Annotated in this window: 16 protein-coding genes; 12 read left to right on the top strand and 4 right to left on the bottom strand. The window is 65.8% G+C overall.

The window, feature by feature from the left end; translation table 11 throughout:
- Positions 1 to 47: 47 nt before the first annotated feature.
- The 9 genes from ASF00_RS09530 (at position 48) to ASF00_RS09490 (ending at position 9562) form a co-directional block, all read left to right on the top strand.
- Positions 48 to 659: an NADH-quinone oxidoreductase subunit J gene (locus ASF00_RS09530; RefSeq protein WP_055877893.1), complete on the top strand. Its 612-nt coding sequence runs from the start codon at positions 48 to 50 to the stop codon at positions 657 to 659.
- The gene (nuoK, locus tag ASF00_RS09525; RefSeq protein WP_082441002.1) at positions 656 to 964 is read left to right on the top strand and encodes an NADH-quinone oxidoreductase subunit NuoK; all 309 of its coding nucleotides are present in this window, start codon (positions 656 to 658) and stop codon (positions 962 to 964) included. Before ASF00_RS09530 ends, nuoK begins: the two co-directional genes overlap by 4 nt.
- A 5-nt stretch (positions 965 to 969) precedes the next feature.
- Positions 970 to 3078, top strand: a complete 2109-nt coding sequence (gene nuoL / locus ASF00_RS09520) for an NADH-quinone oxidoreductase subunit L (protein WP_055877890.1) — start codon at positions 970 to 972, stop codon at positions 3076 to 3078.
- Positions 3078 to 4610: an NADH-quinone oxidoreductase subunit M gene (locus tag ASF00_RS09515; RefSeq protein WP_055877887.1), complete on the top strand. Its 1533-nt coding sequence runs from the start codon at positions 3078 to 3080 to the stop codon at positions 4608 to 4610. The genes nuoL and ASF00_RS09515 overlap by 1 nt, the downstream gene beginning before the upstream one ends.
- Positions 4610 to 6055 (top strand): NADH-quinone oxidoreductase subunit NuoN, encoded by a 1446-nt coding sequence (gene nuoN, locus ASF00_RS09510; RefSeq protein WP_055877884.1) that lies wholly within the window; start codon positions 4610 to 4612, stop codon positions 6053 to 6055. Before ASF00_RS09515 ends, nuoN begins: the two co-directional genes overlap by 1 nt.
- A 47-nt stretch (positions 6056 to 6102) precedes the next feature.
- A complete protein-coding gene (locus ASF00_RS09505; protein WP_235525768.1) occupies positions 6103 to 6789 on the top strand; it encodes a biotin--[acetyl-CoA-carboxylase] ligase in 687 nt (228 codons plus the stop codon).
- Positions 6790 to 6799: 10 nt separating this feature from the next.
- Entirely contained in the window at positions 6800 to 7576 is a 777-nt protein-coding gene (locus ASF00_RS09500) for a type III pantothenate kinase (RefSeq protein WP_055877881.1), read from the top strand.
- Positions 7577 to 7638: 62 nt separating this feature from the next.
- On the top strand, positions 7639 to 9276 hold the full coding sequence (locus tag ASF00_RS09495; RefSeq protein ID WP_055877878.1) for a ribonuclease J: 1638 nt from the start codon (positions 7639 to 7641) through the stop codon (positions 9274 to 9276).
- A 4-nt stretch (positions 9277 to 9280) separates the two neighbouring features.
- Positions 9281 to 9562 carry a DUF1467 family protein gene (locus tag ASF00_RS09490; RefSeq protein WP_055877875.1) on the top strand — a complete coding sequence of 94 codons (282 nt, stop codon included), beginning with the start codon at positions 9281 to 9283 and terminating at the stop codon, positions 9560 to 9562.
- Positions 9563 to 9700: 138 nt separating this feature from the next.
- Here the strand turns inward: ASF00_RS09490 and ASF00_RS09485 are convergent, their stop codons facing one another.
- Positions 9701 to 10480 carry an SDR family oxidoreductase gene (locus tag ASF00_RS09485; RefSeq protein ID WP_055877872.1) on the bottom strand — a complete coding sequence of 260 codons (780 nt, stop codon included), beginning with the start codon at positions 10478 to 10480 and terminating at the stop codon, positions 9701 to 9703.
- 101 nt (positions 10481 to 10581) lie between these two features.
- Positions 10582 to 12867 (bottom strand): hypothetical protein, encoded by a 2286-nt coding sequence (locus tag ASF00_RS09480; RefSeq protein ID WP_082463353.1) that lies wholly within the window; start codon positions 12865 to 12867, stop codon positions 10582 to 10584.
- 261 nt (positions 12868 to 13128) lie between these two features.
- Here ASF00_RS09480 and ASF00_RS09475 point away from each other — a divergent pair, with 261 nt between their 5' ends.
- The 3 genes from ASF00_RS09475 to ASF00_RS09465 are packed head-to-tail and all read left to right on the top strand — an operon-like array spanning position 13129 to position 16816.
- Entirely contained in the window at positions 13129 to 14310 is a 1182-nt protein-coding gene (locus tag ASF00_RS09475) for a hypothetical protein (protein ID WP_055877869.1), read from the top strand.
- A gap of 35 nt (positions 14311 to 14345) precedes the next feature.
- Complete coding sequence (locus ASF00_RS09470; RefSeq protein WP_055877866.1) at positions 14346 to 15440, top strand: DUF2336 domain-containing protein; 1095 nt, start codon at positions 14346 to 14348, stop codon at positions 15438 to 15440.
- Complete coding sequence (locus tag ASF00_RS09465) at positions 15437 to 16816, top strand: sensor histidine kinase (protein WP_055877862.1); 1380 nt, start codon at positions 15437 to 15439, stop codon at positions 16814 to 16816. Before ASF00_RS09470 ends, ASF00_RS09465 begins: the two co-directional genes overlap by 4 nt.
- Here ASF00_RS09465 and ASF00_RS09460 read toward each other — a convergent pair.
- Complete coding sequence (locus ASF00_RS09460; RefSeq protein ID WP_055877859.1) at positions 16790 to 16993, bottom strand: hypothetical protein; 204 nt, start codon at positions 16991 to 16993, stop codon at positions 16790 to 16792. The genes ASF00_RS09465 and ASF00_RS09460 overlap by 27 nt on opposite strands.
- 1 nt (position 16994) lies before the next feature.
- Positions 16995 to 18278, bottom strand: coding sequence for a citrate synthase (locus ASF00_RS09455; protein WP_055877856.1), 1284 nt, complete (start codon positions 18276 to 18278; stop codon positions 16995 to 16997).
- Between the last annotated feature and the right edge of the window lie 23 nt (positions 18279 to 18301).

The raw sequence follows: 18301 nt of genomic DNA, 5'->3' as shown, positions 1-18301 counted from the left end.
AACGTTAGGACCCCGGCGTTCGCTGGGGCGACGGGGAGGGTGGTCGCGTGATCCAGGCCCTAGCCTTTTATCTCTTCGCCTTCGTCGTCGTCCTGTCGGGCGCGCTGACGATCGCGTCGCGCAATCCGGTTCACTCGGTGATGTGGCTGATCCTGGCGTTCTTCAACGCCGCGGGCCTCATGATCCTCGTCGGGGCCGAGTTCATCGCGATGCTGTTGGTCATCGTCTATGTCGGTGCGGTCGCGGTGCTGTTCCTGTTCGTTGTCATGATGCTCGACATCGATTTTGCCGAGATGCGTGCCGGCGTGGCGCGGTATTTCGGGATCGGTCTGGCGCTCGCGGTCGCCTTGGCGGCCGAGGTAATGATTGCGATCGGCGCCTGGAGCACCGGCCCGATCCAGCTCGCGCGGCGCGTGGCACCGATCGACGATACGGTCCCCAACATTCAGGCGATCGGAAACCTGCTCTACACGCGCTATCTGTTCGTGTTCGAGGGCGCAGGTCTTGTGCTTCTCGTCGCGATGATCGGTGCGATCGTGCTGACTCACCGTCAGCGTGGCGGCGTCAAGGCGCAGAACATCAGCCGCCAGAACGCGCGTCGTCCGCAGGACGCCACGCGCAACACGAGCCCGGTCGTCGGGCAGGGAGTCGAACTGTGACGATCGGTCTCGTCCATTATCTGGTCGTCGCGGCGATCCTGTTCACCATGGGGGTGCTCGGCATCTTCCTGAACCGCAAGAACCTCATCGTCATCCTGATGGCAATCGAGCTGATCCTGCTGGCGGTGAACATCAATCTCGTCGCGTTCTCGGCGTTCCTCCACGATCTCGTCGGACAGGTGTTCGCGATGTTCGTGCTGACGGTCGCCGCGGGTGAGGCCGCGATCGGTCTCGCCATTCTCGTCATCTATTTCCGCGGTCGCGGCACCATCGCGGTCGACGACGTCAACCGGATGAAGGGGTAATACGGTTGATCCAGCTTATCGTCTTCCTGCCGTTACTGGCCGCGATCGTTGCCGGGTTCGGCAATCGCGCGATCGGCAACGTGCCGGCGAAAATCGTCACCACGGCCGCGCTGTTCGCGTCGTGCCTGTTGTCTTGGCCGATCTTCCTCGGCTTCATGGCGGGTACCAGCACCGCGACCGTCGCGCCGTTGCTCGACTTCATCCACTCGGGCGACATGAACGTCGCGTGGTCGCTGCGCGTTGATGCGCTGACCGCGGTGATGCTCGTGGTCGTCACGTCGGTCTCGGCGCTCGTCCATCTGTATAGCTGGGGCTATATGGACGAGGATCCCGACCAGCCGCGCTTCTTCGCGTATCTGTCGCTGTTCACCTTCGCGATGCTGATGCTGGTGACCGCGAACAACCTCGTCCAGATGTTCTTCGGCTGGGAAGGCGTGGGTCTCGCCTCCTACCTGCTGATCGGGTTCTGGTTCCGCAAGCCGTCGGCCAGCGCTGCCGCGATCAAGGCGTTCGTCGTCAACCGCGTCGGCGATCTGGGCTTCATGCTCGGCATCTTCGGCACGTTCCTGGTGTTCGGCACGGTCTCGATCCCTGAGATCCTCGCTGCGGCTCCCGGAATGGCGGGCTCGACGATCGGCTTCCTCGGCTACCGCCTCGATACGATGACGGTGCTCTGTCTGCTGCTGTTTGTCGGCGCGATGGGCAAGTCGGCGCAGCTCGGCCTGCACACCTGGCTGCCGGACGCGATGGAGGGCCCGACGCCTGTGTCGGCGCTGATCCACGCGGCGACGATGGTCACCGCGGGCGTGTTCATGGTCTGCCGCCTGTCGCCGATGTTCGAGATGAGCCCGGTCGCGCTGACCGTGGTCACCTCGGTCGGGGCCGCGACCTGCCTGTTCGCCGCGACCTGCGGCCTCGTCCAGACCGACATCAAGCGCGTGATCGCCTATTCGACCTGTTCGCAGCTCGGCTATATGTTCTTCGCAGCCGGCGTCGGCGCGTATGGCGCGGCGATGTTCCACCTGTTCACGCATGCCTTCTTCAAGGCGCTGCTGTTCCTGGGTGCCGGCTCGGTGATCCATGCGATGCACCACGAGCAGGACATGCGCTATTATGGCGGCCTGCGTAAGAAGATCCCGGTGACGTTCTGGGGCATGATGGCGGGCACGCTCGCGATTACCGGCGTCGGCATCCCCGGTATCTTCGGCAACACCGCGTTCGGGTTCGCAGGCTTCCATTCGAAGGATGCGATCATCGAGGCGAGCTGGGCCGCAGGTCAGCCGGGCGTGTGGTTCGTCGGCGTGCTCGTCGCGCTGCTGACCAGCTTCTATTCGTGGCGCGTGATGTTCCTCACCTTCTGGGGCAAGCCGCGTTGGGCCGCATCGGAGCATATCCAGCATGCGCTCCACGACGCCCATGGTCATGACGACCATGCGCACGACGCGCATCATGCGGACGACCATCATGCGAACCCGGCCAAGGCCGAGGACGCAGGGCATGCGCCGCACGATCATCACGACGCCGCGCATGCGCCGGCGGAAGGCGATGGCGGGTATCACCCGCATGAGAGCCCGCTGCCGATGCTGATCCCGCTGATCGTCCTGTCGATCGGTGCGGTGCTGGCGGGCTTCGTGTTCCACGGCTACTTCATCGAGCCGAGCGCGGGCGAAGAGTTCTGGAAGGGCGCACTCGCGTTCCGCGAACATCTGATGCACGAGATGCACGGCGTGCCGCTGCTCATCAAGCTGTCGGCGACGATCGCGATGCTGCTCGGCCTGCTGACCGCCTGGTACGCCTATATCAAGAACCCGTCGTTCCCGGCCAAGGTCGTCGAACAGTTCGGCGTGCTCTACGACTTCCTGCTGCATAAGTGGTATTTCGACGAGCTGTACGACCTGATCTTCGTCCGTCCCGCCTTCGCGATCGGTCGGTTCCTGTGGCACCGCGGCGACGAGAAGACGATCAACCGGTTCGGCCCCGACGGGTCGGCGTGGCTGGTTCAGATCGGCGCGCGCGTCGCTGGCCGCTTCCAGACGGGATATCTCTACACCTATGCCTTTGTCATGCTGATCGGCCTGACCGCAGCCGTCACCTGGGCGATCGGACTCTATTGATGACCGGCTTTCCTATCCTCTCCGTCCTGATCGCGGTCCCGATGATCGCGGCCATTGCGTGCCTGTTCGTTACGGCGAACACGGCACGGATGCTGGCACTCGCGGCGACGCTGATCGACTTCGTTCTCGGCGTCATGCTGTGGATGAATTACGACATCGGCGGCGCGCAGTGGCAGTTCGTCGAGCATGCTCCCGGCATCTTCGGCCCGTTCGGCTGGTCGCTCGGCATCGACGGCTTCGCGCTGATGCTGATCATGCTGAGCGTGTTCCTGATGCCGATCTGCATCGGGGCGAGCTGGCGCTCGATCACCAAGCGTGTCCCTGAGTACATGGCGGCGTTCCTGTTCACCGAAGTGCTGATGATCGGCACGTTCGCGGCGCAGGATCTGTTCCTGTTCTACGTGTTCTTCGAAGCCGGCCTGATCCCGATGTACCTTATCATCGGCATCTGGGGCGGCGCGAACCGGATCTACGCGTCGTACAAGTTCTTCCTGTACACGCTGCTCGGCTCGGTCCTGATGTTCATCGCGATGCTCTACATGGCGAAGACCGCGGGCACGACGAGCATCCCGGCGCTGCTCAACTACGACTTCCCGGCGCATGTGCAGACATGGCTGTGGCTGGCGTTCTTCGCCTCGTTCGCGGTCAAGATGCCGATGTGGCCGGTTCATACCTGGTTGCCCGACGCGCACGTGCAGGCGCCGACCGCAGGGTCGGTGATCCTGGCGGGCGTGCTGCTGAAGCTCGGCGGATACGGCTTCCTGCGCTTCCTGCTGCCGATGTTCCCCGAGGCGTCGGGCCAGCTGACCTGGCTGATCTTTGGCCTGTCGGCGGTCGCGGTGATCTACACGTCGCTTGTCGCGCTCGTGCAGTCGGACATGAAGAAGCTGATCGCCTATTCGTCGGTCGCGCATATGGCGATCGTCACGATCGGTCTGTTCGCGTTCAACCGCCAGGGCATCGAAGGCGCGATGATCATGATGCTGAGCCACGGCTTGGTATCGGGTGCGTTGTTCCTGTGCGTCGGTGTGATCTACGACCAGCTCCATACGCGCGAGATCTCGCGTTATGGTGGCCTCGCGATCAACATGCCGCGCTACGCGATCTTCTTCCTGTTCTTCACGATGGCGTCGATCGGCTTGCCGGGCACCAGCGGCTTCGTCGCCGAGTTCCTGTCGCTGATGGGCACCTATCAGGTCTCGACCTGGACGGCGTTGCTTTGCACGACGAGCATCATCCTCGGCGCTGCGTATATGCTGTATCTGTATCGGCGCGTGGTGTTCGGTGAGATCAAGTCGGACGAGGTCCGCGGCATGGTCGATCTGTCGGCCCGTGAGTTCTGGCTGCTCGCACCGATCGCGGCCGTCGTGCTGTGGATGGGCGTGTACCCCGAGAGCTTCCTGGCACCGATGCGCAAGGACGTGAGCGTGCTGCTCGCCCGCGTCGACCGCGCCAAGCCCGCCAGCGATTCGAACCCAACTGCGGGGAAGCCCGCCACCGTGCATGAAGCCGCGCACGGGGAGGCACACTGATGGAATACGCCGCTAACATCGCAATGACGCTGCCCGAACTGGTGCTGGCGTTGGGTGCGATCGCCCTGATGCTCGTCTCCGCCTGGGGCGGGGACAAGTCGACGCGCGCCGTGTCGATCGCGTCGGTGTTCGTCCTCGTCGGTGCCGGGATCGCGCTGGTCGGTCCGGCATCGTCGGGCGGCTATGCGTTCGACGGGCTGTATCGTGCCGACGCATTCGGTGCGTTCGCCAAGGTGCTGATCTACATCGCCTCGGCGGTTGCGATCGTGATGGCGCCGAGCTTCTTCGCGCGCTCGCATGGCGACGATCTGCGCCCGGAATATCCGGTGCTGATCCTGTTGTCGGCGTGCGGCATGGGCATCATGGTCTCGGCCAGCGACATGCTGACGCTGTATGTCGGTCTCGAGCTCCAGAGCCTTGCCGCCTATGTCCTCGCCAGCTTCATGCGGCGCGACGGGCGTTCGGGCGAAGCGGGCCTGAAGTATTTTGTGCTCGGCGCGCTGGCCAGCGGCATCCTGCTGTACGGCATCTCGCTGGTCTACGGGTTCAGCGGCACGACGCTGTTCTCGGGCATCGCCGACGCCTATGCCGGCACGAAGTCGCTGGGCCTGCTGTTCGGGCTGGTGTTCGTGTTCGCAGGCCTCGCGTTCAAAATCAGCGCAGTGCCGTTCCACATGTGGACGCCCGACGTGTACGAGGGCGCACCGACGCCGGTCACCGCGTTCTTCGCCTCGGCCCCCAAGGTCGCGGCGCTTGCGATGGCGGTGCGGGTCGCGGTCGATGCGATGGGGCCTGCCACCGATCAGTGGCGCCAGATCGTGATCTTCGCGGCACTCGCCTCGATCATCCTGGGGGCGGTTGCGGCGATCGGCCAGACCAACATCAAGCGACTGCTCGCGTACTCGTCGATCAACAATGTCGGCTTCGCGCTGATCGGTCTTGCCGCGGGCACGCCCGAGGGTGTGTCAGGCGTGCTGATGTACCTGACGATCTACGTTGCGATGACGCTGGGGTCGTTCCTGGTCGTGATCCAGATGCGTGGCGACGATGGCCAGCCGATCGAAACGATCGACAGCCTCGCCGGCATGTCGCGGACCAAGCCCGCGCTCGCCGCGGCACTCGCGATCTTCATGTTCAGCCTGGCCGGCATCCCGCCGCTGTTCGGCTTCTATGCGAAGTTCGCGGTGTTCAGTGCGGCGGTCGACGCCGGGCTGTTCCCGCTGGCGGTGGTCGGCATCGCCGCCTCAGTCATCGGCGCCTATTATTATCTGCGCGTCGTCAAGACGATGTACTTCGACGATCCGGCGCCGGCGTTCGCGCCGTTGGAGAGCAAGGTCGAGGGTGGCCTGATCGCCATCGCCGCGGTGTTCGTGTCGCCAGTCGGCTACCTTCTCATCCCCGTGCTCGGCGCGTGGACGATGACGGCCGCACGGGCGCTGTTCTGAGCATCATCCGCACCGTCGCGGAAACAGGATCGACCAACGCCGACCTGATGGAGCTCGCACGCGGCGGTGCCGAAGACGGCCTGTGGCTGCGTGCGATCCGGCAGACTGCGGGGCGGGGGCGTCTCGGGCGCGAGTGGCAGTCGCCCGAGGGTAACCTCTACGCGAGCACGCTCGTCCGGTTGCGCCCGACCGACCCACCGGCCGCCAGCCTCGCGCTCGTCGCCGCGGTCGCGCTGCAGGAGACCGTGTCGACCTTCCTGGTCTCGGGGATCTGCCAAGGCACGACTGATGCCAGCGCGACGCTGGTGCTCAAATGGCCCAACGACCTGTTGCTGGCGGATGCCAAGCTGTCGGGCGTCCTGCTCGAACGGTCGGGCGATGCGGTGATCATTGGCTATGGCGTCAACATCGCGCATCATCCCGATCTTCCCGACCGCGCGACGACCGATCTCGCGGCGCATGGCGTGGTGGTCGATCCGGCGATGTTCCTCGACATTCTCGCCGACAGCGTCGCGCGCTGGATCGGTCGCTGGCGGACCGAAGGCATCGCGCCTGTGCGGGAGCGCTGGGTCGACTGTGCGCACCCCGCCGGCACCGCGCTGACCGCACGGCTGCCCGACGGGACCGCCATCGACGGGCTGTTCGTCGGTCTCGACACCGATGGCGCGCTGATCCTCCGCTTGGCGTCTGGTGAGCGACGTGTCATTCACGCTGCCGACGTTTTCCTGCTTTGAGGCCCCGCTGATGCTGCTCGCGATCGATGCCGGCAATACCAATGTCGTGTTCGCGCTCGTCAAGGGCGGCGAGATCGTCGCGCGGTGGCGGATCGCGACCGACCCGCGGCGTACGGCGGACGAATATGCGGTGTGGCTGAGCCAGCTGATGCAGCTCGGCGGGCATGATCGTACCGCGGTCGAGGGCGTCATCGTCGCCACCGTCGTGCCGCGCGCGCTCCACAATCTTCAGGTGCTCGCGTCAAAATATTTCGGCACCGACGCGCTGATCGCCGGGCATGCGCCGGTCGAATGGGGGATCGCGATCGATGTCGACGAGCCTGCCTCGCTCGGCGCGGACCGCGCGGTCAACACGATCGCGGCGCATGCGCTGCATCCGGGCGACCTGATCGTCATCGATTTCGGCACCGCGACCACGTTCGACGTCGTCGACTATAGCGGCGCGTACAAGGGCGGGATCATCGCGCCCGGCATCAACCTGTCGCTCGACGCGCTCGTCACCGCCGCGGCTAAACTGCCGCGTATCGCGATCGAGGCGCCCACCGACACGAGCGTCATCGGGCTCAACACGGTCTCGCAGATGCATATCGGCATCTATTGGGGCTATGTGGCGATGATCGAGGGGCTGGTTGCGCGAATGAAGCGCGAGATCGGCCGACCCGTGAAGGTCGTCGCCACCGGCGGCCTTGCCACCTTATTCGAGAAACAGACCGACGTGTTCGACGTCATCGAAGCCGACCTGACGATCCAGGGGCTGGCGATGATGTGGGACCGTCACCATATCTAGGGCCATTTGGCTCGCGCCACCGGCCTGAGGGCCATATTCCTGTGTAATCCTGAAAGTAATCAATGACTCCGAAGAACGAACTGCTTTTCTGTGGCCTTGGCGGCTCCGGCGAAATCGGCATGAACGTCAACCTGTACGGCTGCCAAGGCAAATGGGTGATGGTCGATCTGGGCATCACCTTTGCCGATCCGCAATATCCCGGCGTCGACGTGATCCTGCCCGACCTGTCCTTTATCGAGGACCGGATCGATGACCTGCTCGGCATCGTCATCACGCACGGGCATGAGGATCATATCGGCTCGCTGCCGTATCTGGCCGAAGACCTTGGCGTGCCGATCTATGCGACCCCGTTTACGATGGGGCTGATCCGCGGCAAGCTCGAGGAAGAGGGCATCGCCAATCGCGTGAAGCTCAAGATGATCCCGATGGGCGGCAACTTCCAGCTCGGGCCGTTCGGCTTCACCTTCGTCGAGATGTCGCATTCGATCCCCGAGGCGAACGCGCTGCTGATCGATACGCCTTTTGGCCGCGTGTTCCACACCGGCGACTGGAAGCTCGATGCGACCCCGGTTATCGGCAACCCGACGAAGCCCGAGGGCTTCATGGCGATCGGCGACAAGGGCGTCGACGTCCTGGTCTGCGATTCGACCAACATCCTCAACGACAAGGCGTCGGGCAGCGAAAGCACCGTGCGCAAGGGTCTGTTCGAGGAAGTGACCAAGGCCAAGGGCCGGGTGATGATCACCAGCTTCGCGTCGAACGCGGCGCGTCTGCACACGTTCGGCGAAGTCGCCAAGGAAACCGGGCGCAAGCTGTGCGTCACGGGTCGTTCGCTCGACCGGATCATCAAGGTCGCGCGCGCGACGGGTTATCTGAAGGATTTCCCTGACACGATCAGCCCTGACGAGGCGATGCGCCTGCCGAAGAACAAGGTGCTGATCATCGCCACCGGCGGTCAGGGCGAGGAGCGCGCGGCGCTCGCGCGCGTCGCCAATGGCAGCCACACGATCACGTTCGAAGCCGATGACACGGTGATCTTCTCGTCGAAGCAGATCCCGGGCAACGAGGTCCAGATCGGCCGTATCCAGAACACGCTGGCGGCCAAGGGCATCCGCATGATCACCGAGCGCCAGGCGCACGTGCATGTCTCGGGTCATCCGGGCCGCCCCGAACTTGCGCAGATGTATGATTGGCTGCGTCCCGACGTGCTGATCCCGACGCACGGCGAAATGCGTCACATGATGGAGCATGCGCGCTTCGGTCTCGAACAGGGTATCCCGCGCGCGCTGGTGCAGAGCAATGGCGACATCGTGCGGCTTGCGCCCAAGGGCCCGGTGAAGATCGGCAACGCGACCGTCGGGCGCCTCGTGCTCGATGGCGACGTGATCCTGCCGGCGGAGGGTGCGACGCTCAACGAACGTCGCAAGCTGGCGATCAACGGCCAGATCTCGGTGGGCGTCGCACTCGGCAAGGATGGTCGCATGGTCGGCCAGCCGCAGGTGCGCGTGCAGGGCGTACCGGTCGAGGAAGATCGCGCGGCATTCATCGCCGATGCAGTCCAGGCAGCGGCCGACACGGTGCGTGGCGGCAAGCGCGAGAGCGACAAGATGCGCGAGCAGATCCGGCTCGCGGTGCGCAAGGTCGCCAAGCGCTGGACCGGCAAGCAGCCGATCGTCGACGTTCTGTTGATCGAGGGCTGACCGCGTGCGCTGGACCTCGGCACTCGCGATCTACGTCCTGTTCTGGGCGTTCTCGGTGTTTCTGGTCCTGCCGTTCGGCGTGCGCACGACGCCAGAGGCCGGGGGCGAGCTCGTCCCCGGCCAGGCGGAGAGCGCGCCGGACGAGTTCCGGTCGGGGCGGACGGCGCTGCGCGTGACCGTGGTCGCGACAGTGCTGTTCGTGCTGTTCCAGCTGAATTATTATTATGGGTGGATCACGCCGCAGAGCGTCGATCTGTTCGACCGCGGTCATATGGTGACCCGCTAAATCCTCCCCCGCCAGGGGGAGGTGGCTGGCACTTGCCAGACGGAGGGGGCGGTACGCGCGAACCTTTGTTCCGTGTCCTTCCCCTCCGTCACCTTCGGTGCCACCTCCCCCTTGCGGGGGAGGATCGAGGGAGGGGCATCACCCCGGCGACGCAGCCGAGCCGGCCAGCAGGCCGCCGTCGATGGTGATCTCGGTGCCGGTGATATAGGTCGCCTCGTCCGAGGCTAGCATGACTGCGACGGCGGCGACCTCGTCGGGCATCCCGAACCGCTTGAGCGGCGTGTCGGCCACCAGCGCGTGCATCCGTGCCTCGCGATCGGGGCCAGTGCCCAGCATCGGCTCCCACATCGGCGTCAGGATCGCGGCGGGATGCACCGAGTTGCAGCGGATCTTCCACCCCTGCTGCGCGCAGTAGAGCGCGACTGTCTTGCTGTGGTTGCGGATTGCCGCCTTGGACGATGCATAGGCCGCGGCGAGCGGGATGCCGACCAGTCCCGAGCGCGACGAGATGTTGATGATCGCGCCGGTACCCGCCGCCCTCATCGCACCGATCGCATAGCGGCAGCCGAGGAACGTGCCGTCGAGATTGACCGCATGGACCGCGCGCCAGTCCGCGAGGCTCGCGTGCTCGGGATCGTGGCGGCCCATGCCGCCCTCGAACCCCGTCACGCCCGCATTGTTGACGATGACGTCGACGATCGGGACGCGGTCTGCCAGCTGCTGCCAATCCGCCTCGTCCCGGACGTCGAGTCTTTGGAAGCGGCACCCGATCGCTGCGGCGGCCTCGAGGCCGGCGGTTTCGTCGATATCGGTCAGGATGACGAGGGCATCCTCGTCATGGAAACGCTCGGCGATGGCGCGGCCGATGCCACGCGCTGCGCCGGTGACGACGCACGTCTTGTTGATCAATCTTTGCATAGGAGTCTCGAAATGTGAGTCCGGTCGGCGGAGTGCTCCGCTGGCGAGGGCCGCGTTAGCGGTGGCGCTGGATCATTTCGAAAACTCCTGGTTGATACGGGTCAGCGCAGCCGCTCGATCGCCTGCGCGAGGGCTACGTACAGTTTGCCCATGTCCGACGACAACAAGGTCACGCCAAGCGGCGAGCCGTCGCGCTGCGTCAGGATCGCGCGGAGCATCGCCTCGAAGTCGTGGATGTAGCGGTTGACCATCTCGCGGAACGTCTCGTCGTCGTCGTAGAGGCCGGCGATCTCGCGCACTTCGCTCGCGTCGAGGATGCGGACGGCGCGGCGTGTGAAGACGCCGCGATCGCCCTTGAGATACGCGCCCCACGCGCTGTCCGAGATTTCGGGGGCGATCGCCTTGGTGATGTCGATCGAGGCGGAGTTGAGTGCTTCGATCAGCAGCGACACGCGGCGCGCAAAGGTGTCGCTGTCCGCCTCCTCGCGTTCGGTGCGCGCCTCTTCGATCCGGGTTTCGACGATAGCGGTCGAATCGACGATCGCCTGGACTTCGCGCGCGAGCCGCTCGGTCGCGCCGGTCGCGGCGTCAACGGCCGCGTCGGTGGCGTCGGTGAGCGCGCGGACCTGGCGTTCGACGGTGTCATTGGTCGCGCGGCGCATGGCGTCTGCGCTCGCAGCGCCGAGCGCGGCGGCAGCTTCGGGAATAACTTTCGAAAGCGTCTCACGCGCTTTGTCGGCGGCGACCGTGGCGGTCTCGCGGACCCGGTGGAGGGCTTCGATGAGCTGCGGCGCGGCGTCTTCGGCGAAATGTTGCGTACGGCCGATTGCCTCGTCGACCATCTGGCCGAGCGCATCCGCCTTCGCGCGCCCGGTATTGAGCGTGTTGAGCAGGTCGGTCGACAGCGTGTCGAGGACCTGGCGTTGTTCGCCGATGACGCCTGCGATCGCCTCGATCGCATCGTGTGTACTCTCCGCGGCAGTGACCAGCGCCAGTAGGTCGGGACGCGCCGACACGACGATCCCTTTACTGGCGAGAACATGTGCATCGAGCCGGCCGAGTGCCTCGGGCATCGTTTCGTCGATTTCGCGCGCGGCGGCGTCGAGCGCGACGAGCAGCGTTTCGGTCGTGGTGATCGTCCGGTGCGCCATGTCGTCACCCGCGCGCAGCGCTTCGGTCATCGCATCCGCCGAGCCGCCGAGCGCGCTGATCGATGCGGCGAGACCGCGGGTGCGTTCGGTGCCGTGGGTGTGGAGCGCTTCGATCCGCGCTTCGACTTCGCCGAGCCCGGTGTGGAGATCGTCGACGATCCGCTCACCCGCACCGCGTTGCAGGTCGAGGCGAATAGCGACGCGTTCGATCGCGTCTTCGACGGTGGCGATACGGCGGGCGAGCGCTTCGGCGCTGTCGCGCGCGGCGGTGTCGAGCGCCGCCTGGTTCGCGCCGACCATCGCCAGCATCGCGTCGCCCTGTGCGGCGATGCCTTTCCGGGCTTCGTCGACCGCGTCGGCGGTGCGGTTGAGCAACGCGTCGACCGCGCCCGACATGCCATCGGTCACCGATTCGAGATGTGTGCCCGCGGTCTGGCTGGTCGCCTCCATCCGGACGATGTGTGCGGCGAGGCGCTGCGCCGCGCCGCTTGCCATCGTGTCGGCCTCGCGACCGCGTTCGGCCAGCGCGACGATCTGCGCGTCGAGCGCAGCGGCATGTTCGCTCGCCGACAGACCGGTGCGTTCGAGCCGTTTGGCGACGTCGTCGATATCTGCCTGCGCGCGGGGGAGGGTGGCGATCAGGACGCCGAGGCTGGTCTGCGCGCCGGCGGTCGATGTGGCGAGATTGCGCGCGTGCGCGGCGGCCTGGTCGATTTCCGACACCATCCCGCGACCGATTGCCGCGAGCTGCTCGGTCGCGCCGCCGCCCATCGCCATCAGCGCTTCGAGCTGCTGTGCAAGCTGTGCCCGGTTGGCGTCGATCGTGTCGGACAGCGCGGCGACGGTGCGCTCGAGGCTGGCCGCCTCGTCACGCATCGCCTGCGCGGTGATGCCGAACCGGTGCGCCTCGGCACGGCTGGTGCGCATCGTGAGCAACCAGACGATCCCGACAAGCGCCGGGACGACGCACAGCGCGGCGATAAACTGGACCAGCGCGATGGGCCCCGCCGTCCCAAGAGCACCGCGCGCGATCCACAGCATGGCAGCAAGCCAGACGACCATGATCGCGACGGCGATACCGGCGTAAAGCGCGACACGTTCAGATGCAGGCTCTTGATAACCTTCGTCGGTTTGCTGGTCGGTGACGGCTTCGGACATGTCTTCTATCACCGGATCCATCACGATGTCCGCGCGAATGGGATGGGCATTGCCTGCCGCCGCACGAAACCCGATCATTGACGAACCCCCGTTCATGAACCGTGGAGGTATCACGGATTGCAGCCGGACAAAACGGATGATGCGATGATCCGTTACGCATCCGTCGGGTAATGAGGGCGGCACGGCCCAATCAGAGCCGCGTTGGCGAAGCTTCCGCGGGGGTCCAGAGCGCTTTCCCCACGCGATTTTGCAGGCGTCACGTCGAACCGAACCACGGTGTACGATGGTTTGGCCGAACGCGGGCTTTGCAGGACGGCGTGTACGGCCTAACAGCCAGCGATGCTTGCCGGCCTCTTATTTGCAATTCACGACGCCGACGATCGTCCCGATCGTCTGGCGGCGACGCTGCCGTTCAGCGGCGTTACCCTTATCGAATATCAGGCGCGGTTGCTGATCGCGGCGGGTGTGTCGCAGGTGATCATCGTCGTCGCGCGCATGACGCCCGAACTGCTTGGTGCGATCAACCGCATCGGTCGGCGCGGCGTGAGCGTCGATACGGTGCGGTCCGCGACCGAAGCGGTGGAGAAATTGCACCCGCTCGCGCGCGTCCTGATGCTGGGCGATGGGTTGGTCACGACCGACGCGATCGTGAAGGCGATGGCGAGCGAGGAGGGGGATTGCCTGCTCGTCGTACCCGAGAGCGATGCGGGGCCCGGTTTCGAGCGCGTCGGTGGACAGATGGCATGGGCCGGCGTGGCGCGACTAAGCTCGAGCCGGATCGCCGAGGTGGCGGCGCTGCCGCAGGACTATGATCTCCAGTCGTCGCTTCTCCGATTGGCTGTGCAGTCGCGTGCGATCCACGTGCTGCTGCCCACCGATGCGGTGCGCGGCGGCCACGGGATCGAGCGACAGGCGCGGACGCTGGAGGAGCGGGGCCGCGCCGTGCTCATGACGATCGTGTCGGGGCGGCGGGGCTGGTTCGACCGGTTTGTGCTCGCGCCGATCGCGCGGCTAGCGCTGCCGCTGCTGGTCGATCGCGGTGCGGCGGGAACGACCGTCGGCGCGGCCGGGCTTGCGCTCGGTGTCGCGGGCTTGGTGACGATCGGCTTCGGCCTGTCGTCGACGGGGCTGGTACTGGTGCTGGTCGGATGTATCGCACTGGCGCTCGGTTCGGTGCTGAGCGGGCTTCGCGACGAGACACCGATGGCACGCTGGCAGACGCTGGCGATCGGCGGCGTCGTTGCGGCTGCGATTCTCGTCTTCGCCTTCTTCGTTAGTGGCTATGCAGGCGACAATACCGCGCTGGCGATCGGGACCGCGACGGTTGCGCTTGGTGGGTTGGCGGAGCGCGCCATCCGCGAACGCGAGCGCCGGCTCTGGTGGGGTAGTCCGGCCGCGTATCTGCTGATCGTTGCGGTTTTTGCGCTGGTCGGGTTTCCGGTGTTCGGACTCGGCGTGACGGCGGGCTACGCCATGGCTACGCTGGCGGTGGCGATTGAACGATTGCGTCGCCCGCTTTAGGCGGACCTTAACGACCGGGGGCTACAGACGGGAACATGTCGGCCGGCCCCACGATGCAAGACGCTATGCCGTCCTATGATCCGATGGAACGAGCCGAGCTCGCGCGTCGGCGCGCCGAAACGCGGCTGGCGGGGACAATTGCCGACTTTTTCCTCGATGCGGACGCGCGGCTCGACGATCGCACGCGGTTGATGCTCGCGCAGGTGCTCGGCGCGATCGTCGGTGCCATTGAGTGGGACATAAGGCGGCACGCGTCGCGATTGCTGGCCGGTGGGGGCGCGACCCAAGCAGGCGAAGCGATGCTGAAGGCGGGGGCGGGGACCGTGCTCGAGCGGCTGACGCGTGCCGGACTGCTGCGCGACGAAGAGCTGATGGAAGAACTTATCGCGCGGGTCCGTCATGACCTGATCGCGGCATCGCTGCCGGTCGAGGTAGCCGCACCCGACGAAGCGAGCCTGCTCGTGCGGTTGGCGGGCGTGCCCGACAGCGTCGTCGCATCGGCGGCCTCGGCGCTGCTGGCTGCGGAAAGTCGGCGGCGGATGGCGAATGAGCAGGGCTCTGTCGGGGGCAGCGAATTGCCCGCGGAACTGCATCATCGCTTGGTCTGGTGGGTGGCCGCGGCGATCCGTGATGGCCTGAAAACCGCGACACGCGATAGCGACCGCGCGATCACCGACGCAGCACAGCGCAGCTTGGCCGCGCATGACGAAGGCGAGCGTCCCGACGCGGTGGCCACGCGGCTGGCGGCGGCGCTCGATGCGCGACCTAACGAACTGGGCGCTGTGCTTGTTGAGTCGATCGGCGATCGGCGTCTGTCGCTGTTCGTCGCGGTGCTGGCGCATGCGCTGGGCATTGGGTTCGATCAGGCGCGCGCGATCGCGCTCGATCCCGAGGGAGACCGGCTCTGGCTCGCGCTGCGCGCGCTCGACATGGATCGACCGACCATCGCCAGGATCGGGCTCGCGCTGTCGGAAGCTGACCCGCGCCGCGATATCGAGGCGTTCGCGGACGCGCTGGACGCGATCGTGTCGATCGGTGTCGAGGACGCGCGGGCGTCGATCGCGCCGCTCGCACTCAACCGCGATTTTCGCATGGCGTTGCGCGCGCTGGCGCGTACGGAACGCCGATGAGCGCGTTCGACCCTTCGACCGAAAGCCCGATCGCGCACGCGATCGTCGCACCCGACGGTTCGCTGTCGTTCGCGGACCCCGCGTTGATCGCGTTGAACCAGCGTGCGGGCGGGATGCGCGGCGCGCCGCTGGCGGTGCCGCAACTTGCGACGATCGCGCGGCTGGCGCGTCGGCTTGGTATCGTCGTCTCGCGCGGCGTGGTGGTTGCGGATGACGAGACCGACGTCGATCTCTGGGTGCGCGCGCAACCCGATGGCGAGAATGTGCGACTGACGGTGAGCGGCTGGCGCGAAATTGCTGCGTGGCGCCCGGTGCGCGCCTCGCCCGATGCGCAGGACGCATTTCTTGGCAGCGACACCGATTGGCGGTGGGAAACCGATGCGGCGCTGCGGCTGACTTTTGTCACGCTCGATGCAGGGCCCAAGCATGGCTTCGACGCGTTCGCGCTGCTCGGCCAGCCGCTGACGGCGATGTTTTCGCTCGATACCGGATCCGACGGAACGTTGCCGATCCTCGATTCGCTCGCGCGCCGGCGGCCGATGATCGCGCAGCCCGCGCGGCTGCGTAGCTCGGGGCGTGCCGTGACGCTGACGGCCAGCGTACGCAACGATGCCTCGGGCGATTTCGCCGGGTTCGTCGGTGCGGTGCGGATGGTGGTCGACGATGTCGCGGTACCGGCCCAGACGGACACGCTGTCGCCGACCTTTACCAGCGGGCTCGACAAGGCGTTGCGGATACCGCTCGCGCGGATCGTCGCCAATGCCGACAGCATCAACGCGCAGGCGGATGGACCGGTGCAAGGCGATTATGCCGACTATGCCGCCGATATCGCCAGCGCCGGGCGCCATCTGCTCGAACTGGTCGACGATCTGGTCGATCTCCAGGCCGTCGAGCGCCCCGATTTCGCACTTGTGCCCGAGCCGATCGATCTTGCCGATGTCGCCCGCCGCGCGGCGGGGCTCCTGTCTGTCCGTGCGGCCAATGCCGACGTCACGATCACCCGGCCCGCGGTCGACGTGCGCATCGCAGCGCTCGGCGATTTCCGCCGGGTGCTGCAGATTCTCGTCAACCTCGTCGGCAATGCGGTGCGCTATTCCCCGCGCGGGGCACAGGTCGTCGTCACCGCGACGCGGATCGACGACCACGCGGTCGTCGTGGTCGCGGACACCGGCAAGGGCGTCGCACCCGAGGATCAGGCGCGGATTTTCGAGAAATTCGAGCGTGTCGATCCCTCGGAGGCCGGCGGCAATGGGCTCGGCCTGTATATCGCGCGGCGTCTCGCACGCGCGATGCAGGGGGATCTCACGGTCGAAAGCGCGCCCGGCGACGGCGCGCGGTTCATGCTGACGTTACCGGCGGATCCGGCGCGCCACTAGGATCAGCGCAAGGCCGAACGCGGCGAGGAATGCGCCGCGATCCGCCCAGGGCCGCTGATCGAGCATGAAGCTCGACTGCGGCCAATGGACGTAACCGAGTCCCTGGCCGATCCAGAGCAGACCCATCAGCGCGCAGAGCACGCCGACGACAATCAGGATCGGCCGGAGCGTCGTCATCTTAGCGTGCGTCCATCGGAACGTAGTCCCGCTCGGCCGGGCCGTTGTACAGCTGGCGCGGGCGGCCGATCTTCTGGTCGGGATCGGTGATCATTTCGTTCCACTGCGCGACCCAGCCGACCGTGCGCGCGAGCGCGAACAAGACGGTGAACATCGAGGTCGGGAAGCCGATCGCAGAAAGGATCACGCCTGAGTAGAAATCGACGTTCGGGAACAGCTTCTTCTCGATGAAGTACGGATCGCTGAGCGCGAGACGCTCGAGTTCGATCGCAACGTCGAACACGGGGTCGGTAACGCCAAGCTCGCCGAGCACTTCCTTGACCGTCGTCTGCATGACGGCCGCGCGCGGATCGTAGTTCTTGTAGACGCGGTGACCGAAGCCCATCAGGCGGAACGGATCGTTCTTGTCCTTGGCGCGGGCGATATATTCCGGGATCCGGTCGACCGTGCCGATCTCACGCAGCATGTTGAGCGCGGCTTCGTTCGCGCCGCCGTGCGCGGGCCCCCAGAGGCAGGCGATGCCGGCCGCGATGCAGGCGAACGGATTGGCACCCGACGATCCGGCAAGACGGACCGTCGAGGTCGACGCGTTCTGCTCGTGATCGGCGTGAAGGATGAAGATGCGATCCATCGCCTTTTCGACGACCGGGTTCACGACATACTTCTCGGCCGGTACGCCGAACGTCATCTTCAGGAAGTTGCCGGTGTAGCTCAGCGTGTTATCCGGATAGACGAACGGCTGACCAACGCTGTACTTGTACGCCATCGCGGCGATCGTCGGCATCTTGGCGATCAGGCGGTGCGACGCGATCACGCGCTGCGCCGGATCATGGATGTCGGTCGAGTCGTGATAGAAGGCCGAGAGAGCGCCCACAACGCCGCACAGGATCGCCATGGGATGCGCATCGCGACGGAAGCCGCGGAAGAACTGCGCGAGCTGCTCGTGCACCATCGTGTGGCGCGTGATCGTGTTCGAGAAGGTTGCCAACTCGTCCTTGCTCGGCAGTTCGCCGTTGAGGAGCAGATAGGCGACTTCCATGAAGTTGGACTGTTCGGCCAGCTCGCCGATCGTGTAGCCGCGGTGCAGCAGCGTGCCCGCGTCACCATCGATATAGGTCAGCGTCGACTGGCACGACGCCGTCGAAGTGAAGCCCGGATCATAGGTGAAATTGTCCGTCTGCGCGTACAGCTTGCGGATATCGATGACATCGGGGCCGATCGTTCCGGACATCACCGGATAATCGAAATCCTTGCCGTCGACCTTGAGGGTTGCGGTCTCGCTCATGCTTGTATCCTTCCTCGAAATCT

Source organism: Sphingomonas sp. Leaf34 (genome assembly GCF_001421805.1).
Taxonomy (GTDB): domain Bacteria; phylum Pseudomonadota; class Alphaproteobacteria; order Sphingomonadales; family Sphingomonadaceae; genus Sphingomonas.
The sequence above is the reverse complement of the archived record's forward strand: the minus strand, read 5'-3'. Positions and strand labels throughout refer to the sequence as shown.